At 62.9% G+C, this 14,111-nt stretch carries 12 protein-coding genes; 9 read left to right on the top strand and 3 right to left on the bottom strand.

The features are described 5' to 3' along the window. The first annotated feature begins 91 nt into the window (after positions 1 to 91). Positions 92 to 883, top strand: coding sequence for a thioesterase family protein (locus tag LPB73_RS20010; protein WP_231077943.1), 792 nt, complete (start codon positions 92 to 94; stop codon positions 881 to 883). A 4-nt stretch (positions 884 to 887) separates the two neighbouring features. On the opposite strand, the gene LPB73_RS20015 is transcribed toward LPB73_RS20010, so the two are convergent. Both LPB73_RS20015 and hisS read right to left on the bottom strand, forming a co-directional pair. Then, a complete protein-coding gene (locus tag LPB73_RS20015) occupies positions 888 to 1,091 on the bottom strand; it encodes a tautomerase family protein (RefSeq protein WP_068731140.1) in 204 nt (67 codons plus the stop codon). Between the two features lie 39 nt (positions 1,092 to 1,130). Next, positions 1,131 to 2,663 carry a histidine--tRNA ligase gene (gene hisS, locus LPB73_RS20020; protein WP_231081199.1) on the bottom strand — a complete coding sequence of 511 codons (1,533 nt, stop codon included), beginning with the start codon at positions 2,661 to 2,663 and terminating at the stop codon, positions 1,131 to 1,133. Positions 2,664 to 2,838: 175 nt separating this feature from the next. On the opposite strand from hisS, the gene LPB73_RS20025 reads away from it, so the two are divergent. The 4 genes from LPB73_RS20025 (at position 2,839) to LPB73_RS20040 (ending at position 7,057) form a co-directional block, all read left to right on the top strand. After that, positions 2,839 to 3,432, top strand: a complete 594-nt coding sequence (locus LPB73_RS20025; RefSeq protein ID WP_231077944.1) for a phage holin family protein — start codon at positions 2,839 to 2,841, stop codon at positions 3,430 to 3,432. Further along, complete coding sequence (locus LPB73_RS20030; RefSeq protein ID WP_231077945.1) at positions 3,432 to 4,559, top strand: YihY/virulence factor BrkB family protein; 1,128 nt, start codon at positions 3,432 to 3,434, stop codon at positions 4,557 to 4,559. Before LPB73_RS20025 ends, LPB73_RS20030 begins: the two co-directional genes overlap by 1 nt. Positions 4,560 to 4,711: 152 nt before the next feature. Beyond that, positions 4,712 to 6,187 carry an EAL domain-containing protein gene (locus tag LPB73_RS20035; RefSeq protein WP_231077946.1) on the top strand — a complete coding sequence of 492 codons (1,476 nt, stop codon included), beginning with the start codon at positions 4,712 to 4,714 and terminating at the stop codon, positions 6,185 to 6,187. Positions 6,188 to 6,202: 15 nt separating this feature from the next. Next, positions 6,203 to 7,057: a TIGR01459 family HAD-type hydrolase gene (locus LPB73_RS20040; protein WP_231077947.1), complete on the top strand. Its 855-nt coding sequence runs from the start codon at positions 6,203 to 6,205 to the stop codon at positions 7,055 to 7,057. A gap of 1,129 nt (positions 7,058 to 8,186) precedes the next feature. On the opposite strand, the gene LPB73_RS20045 is transcribed toward LPB73_RS20040, so the two are convergent. Further along, positions 8,187 to 8,582 carry a response regulator gene (locus LPB73_RS20045; RefSeq protein ID WP_089263591.1) on the bottom strand — a complete coding sequence of 132 codons (396 nt, stop codon included), beginning with the start codon at positions 8,580 to 8,582 and terminating at the stop codon, positions 8,187 to 8,189. Between the two features lie 260 nt (positions 8,583 to 8,842). Between LPB73_RS20045 and LPB73_RS20050 the strand changes: the two genes are divergently transcribed. The 4 genes from LPB73_RS20050 (at position 8,843) to lspA (ending at position 14,077) form a co-directional block, all read left to right on the top strand. Then, on the top strand, positions 8,843 to 9,814 hold the full coding sequence (locus LPB73_RS20050) for a bifunctional riboflavin kinase/FAD synthetase (RefSeq protein ID WP_231077948.1): 972 nt from the start codon (positions 8,843 to 8,845) through the stop codon (positions 9,812 to 9,814). After that, the gene (locus LPB73_RS20055; protein ID WP_231081200.1) at positions 9,811 to 10,371 is read left to right on the top strand and encodes a sugar O-acetyltransferase; all 561 of its coding nucleotides are present in this window, start codon (positions 9,811 to 9,813) and stop codon (positions 10,369 to 10,371) included. Before LPB73_RS20050 ends, LPB73_RS20055 begins: the two co-directional genes overlap by 4 nt. A gap of 179 nt (positions 10,372 to 10,550) precedes the next feature. Then, positions 10,551 to 13,583 carry an isoleucine--tRNA ligase gene (ileS, locus tag LPB73_RS20060; protein WP_231077949.1) on the top strand — a complete coding sequence of 1,011 codons (3,033 nt, stop codon included), beginning with the start codon at positions 10,551 to 10,553 and terminating at the stop codon, positions 13,581 to 13,583. Further along, positions 13,580 to 14,077, top strand: a complete 498-nt coding sequence (gene lspA / locus LPB73_RS20065) for a signal peptidase II (protein WP_231077950.1) — start codon at positions 13,580 to 13,582, stop codon at positions 14,075 to 14,077. Before ileS ends, lspA begins: the two co-directional genes overlap by 4 nt. Positions 14,078 to 14,111: the final 34 nt, after the last annotated feature.

Consider the following 14,111-nt stretch of genomic DNA (forward strand, 5'->3'; position numbering starts at 1 on the left):
TTCCCGCCGCAGCGTTCCCCGCTATAGATGATGGTAATCATCCCAATGGCGTGCGCAACGCCAGCGACAGGAAACTCCGAAGGGCAGCTCCATGACCGAATTCACCGCATTGATGTCGTCCATGACGCGCTCCGGCGACGGCTGGGCCGCCCATGTCAGCGACGATTGGCTACAGGGCCGTACCGTCTATGGCGGTCTGGCCGCGGCACTGTGCATGCAGGCTGCGCTCAATGAATTCGGCGCCGTGCCGCCGCTTCGCTCGGCGCAGATCGCCTTCGTCGGCCCGGCCCCCGGTCCATTGCAGTTGCGCGCCAGCGTTCTGCGCAAGGGCAAATCGACACTGTTCGCCAGCGTCGATCTTGTCGGCGAAGCAGGCCTCGCGACCCGCGCCATGTTCTGCTTCGGCGCCGCGCGTGAATCGGCTTTTGCCCATGTGGAGACCGGGACGCCGGAACTGAAAGCACCGGAGGACTGCCCGGACTTCTTTCACCGTGCGCCGCCGACGCTGCGTTTCCTGGAGCATATCGAAGGCCGGCATATGGGGGGCTCGATGCCGTTCAGCGGCAGCGAGGATCCGCAGATGATGCTGTGGCTGCGCCACCGCGAGCCCGGCATCCAGCCATCGCTGGTGGCGTTGCTGGCCTTGGCCGACGCGCCGCCGCCGGCAGCTTCCGTCCGATCCACAACGCCCTCGCCGATCAGCACGATGACCTGGTCGATCGACATGCTCACCGACGAGATCACCACCGATGACGGCTGGTGGCTGATCCGCAATGTCGCCGAGCAGATCGCCGGCGGTTATTCCAGCCAGGCGATGACGCTGTGGAATCGAAACGGCCGGCCCATCATGGCCAGCCGTCAGAATATCGCAGTGTTTGGATAGACGCTTACTTCTTCGCGGCGGCGGCGCGCTCGACGAAGGTCTGGCCACCCTTCATCTTGTTGTTGAGCGGCGCTTCGTTGATCTGGATGACGACGGCATCGGCGGTGACGCCGAGATTCTTCACCAGCGCCTGGGTGATGTCGAGCATCATGCCCTTCTTCTGCTCGTCGGTGCGGCCTGCCGCCAGGTTGATCGTGATCTCAGGCATTGATGTCTCCCATTGCTCTACCAATTGTTGGCGCGTGGATTAATTCCACTTCACGCCGTGCTTGTCGAGAATCTTGCGGACCGCGCTCACGAGATCGTTTTCCGCAATCTTGGTCTGCGCCTCTGCCTGCTTCTGCAGATAGGCGTCGCGATCCCCTTCCAGATCCGACAGTCCGGCGCCGAGGATCAGATCCTTCAGCATCACTTCGCCGGTCGCCTTTTCGTCGGAGCCTTGAATGATCACGCAGGGTGAATTGCGCCGGTCGGCATATTTCAGCTGATTGCCCATGTTCTTGGGATTGCCGAGATAGAGTTCGGCGCGGATGCCGGCATTGCGCAGGCTCGCAACCATCTTCTGATAATCGGCGACACGGTCGCGATCAAACACGGTGACGACGACCGGGCCGAAATCCGGCGTGGTGTCGATCTTGCCGAGCAGCGTCAGCGCCGCCTGCAGACGCGAGACGCCGATGGAGAAACCGGTAGCGGGCACCGGCTCGCCGCGGAAACGCGAGACGAGACCATCGTAACGACCACCGCCGCCGACGGAGCCGAAGCGAACGGGACGGCCCTTTTCGTCTTTGGTTTCAAGCGTGAGTTCAACTTCATAGACGGGGCCGGTATAGTATTCGAGGCCGCGCACGACAGACGGATCGATCTTGATGCGATCGGATTCATATCCCGCCGACCGACAAAGCTTCTCGATTTCATGAAGCTCGTTCAAGCCCGTAGCAAACACACCATCAATCGGGCGCTCGAACTTTGGATGAATCTCAACTCCACCACTCTTCAGCTCGATCGCAAAGCCCACGCCACCTTGCAGATTTTCAATAACGAAGTCGATTTCGGGCGCAGCAAGACCTGCCCCCTTAGTGAAATCCCCGCTTTCGTCTTTGCGCCCCTCTCCCAATAGTAATCGGACTCCATCCGTACCGAACTTATCTAGCTTGTCGATGGCGCGCAGCACCGTGAGGCGACGTCCAACGTTCTCGTCGCCGCCGAGACCGATGCTCTCCATCACCCCGTCGAGCACCTTGCGATTGTTGACGCGCACCACATAGCTGCCGCGCGGAATGCCAAGCGCTTCCATCGTATCGGCCGCCATCATGCACATTTCGGCATCGGCTGCCGGCGAGCCGGAACCGACGGTGTCGGCATCGAACTGCATGAACTGGCGGAAGCGGCCCGGACCCGGCTTCTCGTTGCGATAGACGTAACCTGCACGGTAGCTGCGATACGGCTTCGGCAGCGCGTCCCAATGTTCAGCGACGTAGCGCGCCAATGGCGCGGTCAGGTCGTAGCGCAGCGAGATCCACTGCTCGTCATCGTCCTGAAACGAGAACACGCCTTCATTGGGCCGGTCCTGATCGGGCAGGAACTTGCCGAGCGCATCGGTGAATTCCATGGTCGGGGTCTCGACCGGCTCGAAGCCGTAGCGCTCATAGACCTCGCGGATGGTGTCGGTCATGCGCCGGGTCGCGGCGATATCGGCCGGTCCGCGGTCGCCAAGGCCGCGCGGCAGGCGCGCGCGCAGTTTCTGGAGTTTTTTGGGCTTTTCAGACTTTTCGCTCATAGCGGCGTGGTACCAGCGCAGGCAGGAACCGGCAAGCGCAGCGCTGGCTGCCATGCGTATTTGGCCTGCGTGCCGCCCCGCGGCGCGGCTACCGCCGCCGCGGAACCATCACCCTGTCTCCTCGTTCAATTTGACACGCCGACAACGTTGGCCGACTCAGAATGAGGCTTTCACGATGCCACCGCTCGCAAGCGCCCTGCTGCAAACAGGGCTCGCGCTCAAGCTCAATCAGGTCAAGCGCGCCACGTCGTCCTATATCCGTGATCGCAGTGAGCAGACCCAGGGCATCGCGGTGTCCTATGCGGTCGCTGCCGGACTTTATGCTGCCGCAGGCATCTTTCTGATTGCCACCTTACTCGTCGGCGCCGCCGCGCTGTTTCGCTGGGTCGAACTGCGCTACGGGCTGTTTCAGGCATTTGGCGCAACCGGTGCACTGCTGCTGGTGCTCGCTGTCCTCTTCGCTGTCCTCGCCGCGAGTCGCTTGAAGCGCCCCACGAAACAGTTTCCGGGTCTGGGCAGCCGCTTGCGCGTCGCGATTAACGCGAACCCTGCCAAGCATGAGCAGGTCACATCGGCCGCACCGCATCGCGCGGCCGCGCCCAATGAATTCAGGCCGAGCACACGCCCTGCTCAGCCCCCGCAGAGCAGCGGCCCGGTGAAAGCCGGCCTCGTTCTGGCCGCGACGCTTGCCGGCTGGGCTTTCGCCCGGCGCCGCAGCCTTGCGCAGCCAGCCCCTGCCCGCAGACCCGCGAGCAAAGCGAACGCCTGATGGTCGTCCGCCGATCCGACACGGACAGTCTGCTGCTTGTCGCAGCGACAACCTTTGCCGTGCTCGCGTTGCAGAGCTTTTTCTCGGCGCGCACCGCAGAGAGGTCCTTTGTCGATGAGCCGCAACCGATCGGCGACACCGACGTCCCGCCACCACAGACATTCACCCGCGAACTCGCCCAGTCCGGCCGCGGGCGCCATTCGTCCAGTCCGCTGCAGATTCCATGGACCGGCTGGAAGGACGTGCTGTGGCGGACCTATGAGCAGATCAATGAGGACCGGCTGCTGGCGATTGCGGCCGGCGTCGTATTCTTCGGCCTGCTCGCCGTGTTTCCGGCCATCACCGCGCTGGTCTCCTGCTACGGGCTGTTCGCCGATGCCTCGACGATCTCCGACAATCTGCAGACGCTGGCGCTGATGCTGCCGGATGGCTCGTTCCAGATCGTGCAGGACCAGATCGCGCGCGTGCTCGCCAACGGGCAGGCCAAACTCGGCCTCACCTTCCTGTTCGGCCTTATGCTGGCGCTGTGGAGCGCCAATGCCGGCGTGAAGGCCGTGATCGACGCGCTCAATGTCGTCTATGGCGAGCGCGAGAAGCGCAGCTTCATCAAGCTCAATATGCTCTCGCTCGCTTTCACCACCGGCGCCATTGCCGCGCTCCTTCTCATGGTGAGCGCCGTCGTTGCGCTGCCGCTGACACTGGACCGGATCGGTCTCGCCACCGACAGCAAGACGATCATCAGCCTCTCCCGCTGGCCACTTCTGCTGCTCGTGGTCGTGCTGGCGCTCGGCATTCTCTACCGCTTTGGTCCGAGCCGCCCCGGCGCGCGCTGGGAATGGCTCAGCATCGGCACCCTCGTCGCCGCCTTGCTCTGGCTCGCCGGCTCAGCGCTGCTGTCCTGGTACCTGTCCAATTTCGGCAATTACAGCGCCACTTACGGCTCGCTCGGCGCCGCCATCGGCCTGATGATGTGGATGTGGATGTCCGCGATCATCGTTCTGTGCGGGGCCGAACTGAATTCCGAGATCGAGCACCAGACCGCCGTGGATACCACCGTCGGACCGGGACGACCGATGGGCGCACGTGGCGCCGCCATGGCCGATACGCTCGGCCGCGCCAGCGCCTGAGGTGCAAAAGCACCGGTGGGCAAGTTCTCCCAGCCCTGCTTTCCGAATCAACAATAATGCTAAGGTTGGCCGGATACTTAGCGCGGGAGCGCTCGCGGCCGTGCCTCCGCCGCGCCGTTCAGGAGTTTGGATTTGAGGATGTTGCGCGCGTTATGATCCGCATCTCCACGATTTTTGTCGGCATTTGCATGGTGCTGGTCTCAGCTTCGCTTGGCCTGGTGCTGTATGCGATCGCCGGCATCAGCGGCTACGAATCGGCCATCGTCGCACTGACAGCGCTGACCGTGATGATCCTCTACAACGCCGTGTCGATGCGCATCAAAGACCGCACCGAATCCACCGGCCAGATCACCGATCTGTCGCGTGGCACCGCCGACCTTGCCCGGCAGGTCGCCGAGTTCGGCCGCCGGCTCGCGGTGGTCGAGAGCAAGATCGCATCCGCCGGCACAGCCAATCAGGACCGTATCCAGACCGTCGCTGGAGAGATCGGCGAATTGGGTGCGCTGGTGAAGCAACTCGCCACATCGGTTGCCACCCACGAAGACATGCTGACAGCGATGCCTGCGCCGGCGACTGTTTCGGCGGCGATCGCGCCGCCATCGCCACCGGTCAACCCCGTAACCGCTGCCGATGTGCCGCTCGCCGTCGAGGTCGCCGAAGACACCGTGACACCGACGGCACCTGCGATCATCGTCAGGCCGGAGGCAACGCCGGCGCGCGACAATGCGCAGTTCACCGCCATGGTGAAGGATGCCATCGCCGACAACCGCATCGACATCTATCTGCAGCCGATGGTCACGCTGCCGCAGCGCAAGGTGCGCTTCTACGAGGCGATGACGCGGCTGCGCGACGACAAGGATCAGGTGATCACCGCCGACGAGTTCATCGGTCCCGCAGAAGCCGCAGGCCTGATGGGCCAGATCGACCACATCGTGCTGCTGCGCTGCATGCAGGTGCTGCGCCGCCTGATGGTGCGCAACAAGGATGTCGGCGTGTTCTGCAACATGGCTGGCGCGACCCTGTCGAATGCCGAGACCTTCGCGCAATGCATCGACTTCCTCGAAGCCAATCGCGCACTGGCGCCGTCCTTCGTGCTGGAATTCAAGCAGAACGTTTTCCGCAATCTCGGCCCGATCGAGAGCGAGCATCTCGCCGCCCTCGCCCAGCGCGGCTACCGCTTCTCCATCGATCACGTCACGGATTTGCGGATCGAGCCGCGCGACCTCGCCGATCGCGGCGTGCGCTTTATCAAGGTACCGGCAGCACTCCTGCTCGACCCCAAGCAGACGTCGAATTCCGACATTCATCCCGCCGATCTCTCCGATCTGCTCGGCCGGTTCGGAATCGATCTGATCGCCGAGCGAATCGAGGGCGAACGGGCCGTGGTCGACCTGCTCGACTTCGACGTCCGGTTCGGGCAAGGCTTCCTGTTCGCGGCGCCCCGCCCGCTCAGGCCGGAAACGCCGGCCAATGGCGGTGCGCCAAATCCCGCTATCAAGGAACCCGCCAGGGCATCTACGGACCCCAATGGCCCAGTGAGATCCGCCCCAACCACGCCTCCGCGGCCTGAGCCGCCGCGCTCCACCGGCAATGCCGCGCTGGCGCGCCGCGCCACCGGCCCGAACTGAACGGCCCTCAATCCAATGACCACACTACGTTTCGCCGAGCGCTTGCGCGACCTCACCGGACATGTCGACGTCGTCCTCAGCGACATCTGGGGCGTCGTCCATAACGGCCTCGAATCTTTCCCCGAAGCCTGCGAGGCGTTGCATACGTTTCGCGCCAAGGGCGGCACGGTGATCATGATCACCAATGCGCCGCGCCCCGCCGACTCCGTGCAGCGGCAGCTCCGGAAGCTCGGCGTCGCTGACGACACCTATGACGCCATCGTCTCGTCCGGCGACCTCACGCGCAATTTCGTCGCGGGCCGGCCGGGTCAGGCGATGTATCTGATCGGGCCGGACCGCGACAGTTCGATCCATCGCGGCCTCGATGTGAAGCTCACCCAGCTCGAACAGGCCGACTACATCGTCTGCAGCGGATTGTTCGACGACGAGACCGAATCCGCCGACGACTATCGCGACATGATGAGCCAGGCGCTGGCGCGCAAGCTGACGCTCGTATGCGCCAATCCCGACATCATCGTCGAGCGCGGCGACCGCTTGATCTACTGCGCCGGTGCGGTCGCCGAACTCTATCGCGAGATGGGCGGCGAGGTGATCTTCTACGGCAAGCCGCATCGGCCGATCTACGATCAGGCCATGGCGCTGGCCAAGGCGAAGCGCGGCAAGGACACGGCGCTGGATCGCGTGCTGGCGATCGGCGATTCCGTGCGCACCGATCTCGCCGGCGCGCATGCCTATGGCATCGACCTGCTGTTCGTCACCCGCGGCATCCATGCGGGCGATTTCGAAGGCATCGAACAGATGGGCGCCTCGGAAGTGAAGGAACTGTTCGGCCATCCACCGAAAGCGCTGATGCGCGAATTGAAGTGGTGAGCTGACGTAAGGTGCGATCGTAGGATGGGTAGAGCGCAGCGAAACCCATCGCTTTCTGTGCGCGTGAATGATGGGTTTCGCTCCGGCGCGATGCGTCTGCGCTCTACCCATCCTACGCACCGCGTCCCATGTTCGTCATGGCCGGACTTGTTCCGGTCATCCACGCCTTCCTTTGTCGCCAAGACGTGGATACCCGGCATGCGCCGGGCATGACGGCAGTGTGTGGGACGTCCACGTCGCGCCGTTGCTGATTCAACTGTCAAACAGCCACTGTTCTTCAGACATGCGTCATCGCCCCCATTGTTTGCGGCGCGGGGGCGCCGTCGTCCTTTGCATTCCCGCCCCCCTTGTGAGAGGGCGTGCGGAACGCCGGGTGCCCGTTGCACCCTTGGGCCTGATGCGATGCGGTCTTCCGCAATTTAGAGTGCATCAGGACTTTCGGAGGCGCCGAGCAAGTGCCCGACGTTCCGCATACGGTGTTTTTTCGGTTGCTTGCACATCTGCCATGGCGAACGGTCCCATCACCAAAATTAATGTCCCAGGGCGGAGGGACAGGGTAGCCGCAAAGCACTTGGCCGAACGCGTTTTGACTTGGTCGTCCGTCGCGCTGTCCAGGGAGTCTTTCCATCTCAAGGTCGGCCGTGTCCTTGCCAGTGGCAGTGCTGGCGCAGATCCGTCCTGCCCGAAGACAGACGTCACCCCCAAACCGCGTGACGCCGCATCTCCGGCGTCCACCGCATCCTGCCCCGCGAACGTGACGATCGCGATCGCCCCTCTCGGTGGGGCAGGACGAAGGGGAATATAAACCTGACGGGGATGGTGTCAACGGCGGATAGGAAAAAATGTTTAGCGCTGTCTGCCGCCCCCAACTGTCATTCCGGGGCGGGACCGACGCCGTAGGCGACGGGACCGAGCCCGGAATCTCAACGTTGGAGTCTCCGTAGAGCCAAACACTCCGGGATTCCGGGTTCGCGCCGGCCCGCTTTGCGGTCCTTTGCGCCCCGGAATGAGAGGAGGGACTATCATTAGCCGCGCGACGCATCCGCGCTTGCTTCTTTGCAGACATGAAAATGCCCGGCACGAGGCCGGGCATTGCGAAATTCGAAAGCTCTGAGCGAAGCTGCGCGGCTTACGCTGGCACGGTGTCCGGGAACACGGCTTCGATCTTGGTCTTCAGCGTCGCCGCGTTGAACGGCTTGACGATGTAGTTGTTCACGCCGGCCTTCTTGGCGGCAATCACGTTCTCGGTCTTGGATTCTGCCGTGATCATGATGAAAGGGGTCTGCGACAGGTTGGGGTCGGCGCGGACTTCCTTGAGCAGGTCGTAGCCCGTCATCGGCTCCATGTTCCAGTCGGAAATCACGAGGCCATACTTCTTGGTACGCATCTTTTCCAGCGCCATCGAACCATCGCTGGCATCGTCGATGTGTTCGAAACCAAGCTGCTTCAGAAGATTGCGAATGATGCGGATCATGGTGTTGTAATCGTCCACCACCAGCACCGTCATCGACAAATCAACCGCCATCTTCATTCCCCCTGAGGCACGATACGCAAATGCAAAAAATGATATTTGCCGTCAGGCAAACCGTTCCAACCGGGATTGGCGAGTATTGCTGTCCGCGGCTTGGGGCAAGAATTAGCAGGGTGGGTTAAATTTCCAGTTAACCGCCCCATGGCGCGAAATTCGTCAAATTCGAGAAGAAAGCCGATTTTACCTTCGCTTGACTTCGACGTGGTGGGCGCGCCACGGTCCCTCACCCGCCAAAACCACCAACGAATCCAATCATGACGACTGCTTTCAGCGTGATCCGCGACACAACGCCTGCCAAAGCCATCCCGCGCGGATGCGTCGTGGCAATGGGTAATTTCGACGGCGTCCATCTCGGCCACCGCGCCGTCATCGGTGCTGCGTTACGCATGGCGGAACTGCATAAAACAAGCGCTTTGGCGGTGACCTTCGAGCCGCATCCGCGCAGTTTCTTCAGCCCGAACACACCGCAGTTCCGGCTCTCCGACGAAGCCGCCAAGCTGCGCCTGCTGGCAGGAACCGGCCTCGCCGGCGCCGTCGTCATGACCTTCGACAAGGGACGCGCCAGCACCACGGCGCAAGACTTCATTCACCACGATCTCATTGAGCGTCTCGGCATCAGCGGCATCGCCGTCGGCTACGACTTTCATTTCGGCAAAGGCCGCGTCGGTTCGCCCAGCCTGCTGGCCAACGAAGCGCCGCGCCTGGGCATCGAGGTCGACATCCAGCCGCATGTCGATATCGATGAGCGCCCGGTGTCTTCGACGGCCATCCGCATGGCCTTGGCTGAGGGCCAGGTGACCGAGGCCACGGAGATGCTGAACGGGCCGTGGTTCATCACCGGCGAAGTGATCCATGGCAAGAAGCTCGGCCGCGACCTCGGCTATCCCACCGCCAATATCCGCCTGAATAACAATTGCGGCCTCAAGCACGGCATCTACGCCGTGCGGGTCGGCCGCGGAAACGAGCGCTTCGACGGCGTTGCATCCTTTGGCCGGCGCCCGACCTTCGATAACGGCGCGCCTTTGCTCGAAGTCTTCCTGTTCGACTTCAAGGGCGACCTTTACGGCCAGGCACTGGACGTCGCCTTCATTGCCTTCATCCGCGATGAAATGAAATTCGAGGGCATCGAACCCCTGATCCGCCAGATGGACGACGACAGCGCCAAAGCGCGAGCCGCGCTGGCGGCTGCGCCGGATGCGTTTCCGAAACTGGGAGACATCGACTGACCAGGACCGAAAAGCAGAAAATGCTCGCCGGCGAACTCTATCGCCCCGGCAGCCCCGAACTGGTCGCTGACGAGAAGGCCAACAAGGCCTGGCTCGCGAAATACAACGCGCAGCTGGACCGGCCTGTCGCCGAACGACGGACACTGCTCGCCGAGCATTTTGGTGCCGTCGGCGCCGACTGCGTGATCCGGCCGCCGTTCTTCTGCGACTACGGCTACAACATCCATCTCGGCGACAACGTTTTCCTGAATTTCAACTGCGTGATCCTGGACATCGTCGAGGTCACTATCGGCGACCGCACCCAGATCGGCCCGGCCGTGCAGATCTACGCTGCCGACCATCCGCGGGACGCCGAGACCCGCCGCAGCGGACTGGAATTCGGCCGGCCGGTCAAAATCGGCGCCGATGTCTGGATCGGCGGCGGGGCCATTATCGTGCCCGGTGTCACCATCGGTGACGGCGCCGTGATCGGGGCCGGCAGCGTGGTGACCCGGGACGTTCCGGACGGCGCCACCGTGGCCGGCAATCCGGCCCGGGTGATTGGCAAACGGGGCTAATCCGACCCTTTGCGATCCTCTCCCCGGCTGCTATTGAGTGCCGGATGTCTGCACGGCGCCCCATCATAAGCATTATCGGCCCGGCTTCCGCCTGAGCTTCGCTCGGCGCAAGACCGGGACCGTCCAGTTTCATCGCGTTTTCACGCGTTTCAGCGCCATTCGAGCAAGCCAGAGCCATTATGTCCGACAAGCCCGCCAAATCTGACGCCCACGACTATTCCAAGACCCTCTATTTGCCGCAGACCGAATTTCCGATGCGCGCCGGCCTGCCGACCAGCGAGCCGAAAATGCTGGCGCGGTGGAACGAGATCGACCTCTACGGCAAGCTCCGCGAGACCGCGAAGGGCAAGCCGAAATTCGTGCTGCATGACGGGCCGCCCTATGCCAATGGCAACATCCATATCGGGCATGCGCTCAACAAGATCCTCAAGGACGTGGTGACCAAGAGCCAGCAGATGCTGGGCTTCGACAGCAACTACGTGCCGGGCTGGGACTGTCACGGCCTGCCGATCGAGTGGAAGATCGAGGAAGAGAACTACCGCTCCAAGGGCAAGGTCAAGCCGAACTTCAAGGACGGCGCGGCGATGATCGCGTTCCGCCAGGAATGCCGCGCCTATGCCAACAAGTGGCTCGACATCCAGCGCGAGGAATTCAAGCGACTCGGCATCATCGGCGACTGGGCCGGCCGCTACGCCACCATGGACTATTTCGCCGAAGCGCAGATCGCCCGCGAGCTGATGAAGTTCGCGGCCAATGGCACGCTGTATCGCGGATCGAAGCCTGTGATGTGGAGCGTGGTCGAGAAGACCGCGCTGGCCGAAGCCGAAGTCGAATACGAGGACTACACGTCGGATGCGGTATGGGTGAAATTCCCCGTGGCCGCCGAATTCGGCCGGCTCGCCAAGGCCGCGGTGGTGATCTGGACCACCACGCCATGGACGCTGCCGGCCAATCGCGCCATCTCGTTCTCCAGCAAGATCTCTTACGGCCTCTATGAAGTCACCGAGGCGCCGGAGGATAACTGGCTGAAGACCGGCGACCTGCTGATCCTCGCCGACGCGCTGGCCGAAAGCGTGTTCAAGCAGGCGCGCGTGACGTCCTGGAAGAAGAGCAGCGAGCTGTCCTCGGACATCCTCGAGGATCTGGAATGCCGTCATCCGCTCAAGGGTCTCGCCGGCGGCTATGACTTCATCGTACCGCTGCTCGACGGCGATCACGTCACCGACGATACCGGCACCGGCTTCGTGCATACCGCGCCAAGCCATGGCCGCGACGACTTCGATATCTGGACGTCGAATGGCCGCCAGCTCACCGAGCGCGGCATCGCGACGACGATCCCCTACACCGTCGATGAGAACGGCGCGCTGACCGAACAGGCGCCGGGCTTCGCTGGCACCCGCGTAATCAACGACAAGGGCGAGAAGGGCGACGCCAACGAGGCCGTCATCAAGGCGCTGGTCGAGCGCGGCATGCTGGTGGCGCGTGCGCGCCTGAAGCATCAGTACCCGCATTCCTGGCGCTCGAAGAAGCCGGTGATCTATCGCAACACGCCGCAATGGTTCATCGCGATGGACAAGGACATTTTGGAAGTGAACGCTCCCGGCAAGCCGGGAGCTATGGCGGACGACGGCAAGGCGAAGCCCGGCGACACGCTGCGTCACCGTGCCCTCGAAGCCATCAAGGTCACGCAATGGGTGCCGGCCACCGGCCAGAACCGCATCAACGGCATGATCAACACCAAGCCGGATTGGGTGATCTCGCGCCAGCGCGCCTGGGGCGTGCCGATCGCGGTGTTCGTGCGCGAGAAAGGCGATGGCTCCGCAGAGATCCTGCAGGACGAGGCCGTCAACAAGCGCATTGCCGACGCGTTCGAGAAGGAAGGCGCCGACGCCTGGTATGCCGAAGGCGCGCGCGAGCATTTCCTCGGCTCGCTTGCCAATGAAGAGTGGAAGAAGGTCGACGACATCTGCGACGTCTGGTTCGATTCAGGCTCCACACACGCCTTCGTGCTCGAAGACCCCGTGCACTTCCCCGGCCTTGCCGGCATCAAGCGCAAGGTAGAGGGCGGCGCGGACACCGTCATGTATCTGGAAGGTTCCGACCAGCACCGCGGCTGGTTCCAGTCGTCACTGCTGGAGAGCAGCGGCACCCGCGGTCGCGCGCCGTTCGACGTCGTGCTGACCCACGGCTTCACGCTCGACGAAAACGGTCGCAAGATGTCGAAATCGATCGGCAACACCATCGAGCCGCAGAAGATCATCAAGGACTCCGGCGCCGACATCCTGCGCTTGTGGGTCTGCGCCACCGATTATGCCGACGACCAGCGCATCGGCCCGGAGATCATCAAGAACACCATCGAGACCTATCGCAAGCTGCGCAACAGCGTGCGCTGGATGCTCGGCAGCCTCGCGCATTTCCGCGACGAGGATCGCGTCAAGGCCAACGACATGCCGGAGCTCGAGCGGCTGATGCTGCATCGTCTCGCCGAAGTCGATGCGGTGGTGCGGCAGGCCTATGTCGATTTCGACTACAAGACGGTGGTGGCCACACTCGCCGCCTTCATGAACACCGAACTGTCGGCCTTCTACTTCGACATCCGCAAGGACACGCTGTATTGCGACGCGCCGTCGTCGGTGACACGCAAGGCGTCGCTAACCGTGATCGACTACCTGTTCCGCTCGATCGTGACCTGGTTCGCACCCATTCTGAGCTTCACCGCCGAGGAGGCGTGGCTGTCGCGCTATGGCAGCAGCTCCGTGTCGGTGCATCTCGAAACGTTCCAGAAGACGCTGCCGGCATGGCGTAATGAGGCGCTCGCCGCGAAGTGGGAGACCATCCGCAATGTGCGCCGCGTTGTCACCGGCGCGCTGGAAGTCGAGCGTGCCGCCAAGAATATCGGCTCGTCGCTGGAAGCCTCGCCGCTGATCCATGTCACCGACAAGGCGATCTTCGCCATTCTGGCCGACGTCGATCTTGCGGAGATCTGCATCACCTCGAATGCGATGCTGACCAATGCCGAAGCGCCCGCAGGCGCCTTCGCACTGAACGACGTGCCCGGCGTTGCCGTGGTGGTCGAAAAGGCCGTCGGCACCAAATGTGCGCGGTCGTGGAAGATCCTGCCGACCGTGGGCGAGGACAAGGAGTATCCCGACGTCACCCCGCGCGACGCGCAGGCACTGCGGGAGTGGAAGGCGCTGGGAGTGGCTGTTTGAAACCAGCCGTTCGCTCCGGGCTGATCGCAGCCATCGTCATCCTGATCCTCGATCAGGCGACGAAGCTGTGGCTGCTCTATGGCTTCGATCTCGGCCATCGTGGCCTGGTCAGGATCACACCGTTCTTCGATCTGGTCCTGGCCTGGAATACCGGCATCAGCTACGGCTGGTTCTCCGATTCCGGGCCGACCGGCCAGGTCGTGCTGGTGGCCATCAAAGCCATCGCGGTGGTGGCGCTGGCCATCTGGATGGCGAAATCGGAGACCAGACTGGCCACGATCGGGCTGGGACTGATCATCGGGGGCGCGATCGGCAATGCCATCGACCGGTTCGCCTATGGCGCCGTGGTCGATTTCGCCCTGCTGCACGTCGAAATATCCGGCAAGACCTACAACTGGTACGTGTTTAACCTTGCCGATGTCGCCATTGTTGCCGGTGTAGCGGCCCTGCTGTATGACTCTTTCTTCACGGTACCCGCCGCAAAAGCGCCCTGATCCCAGCCGATACGCAAGGCCAAGGGCGATACCA

Source organism: Tardiphaga sp. 37S4, assembly GCF_021044645.1.
Lineage (GTDB): Bacteria > Pseudomonadota > Alphaproteobacteria > Rhizobiales > Xanthobacteraceae > Tardiphaga > Tardiphaga robiniae.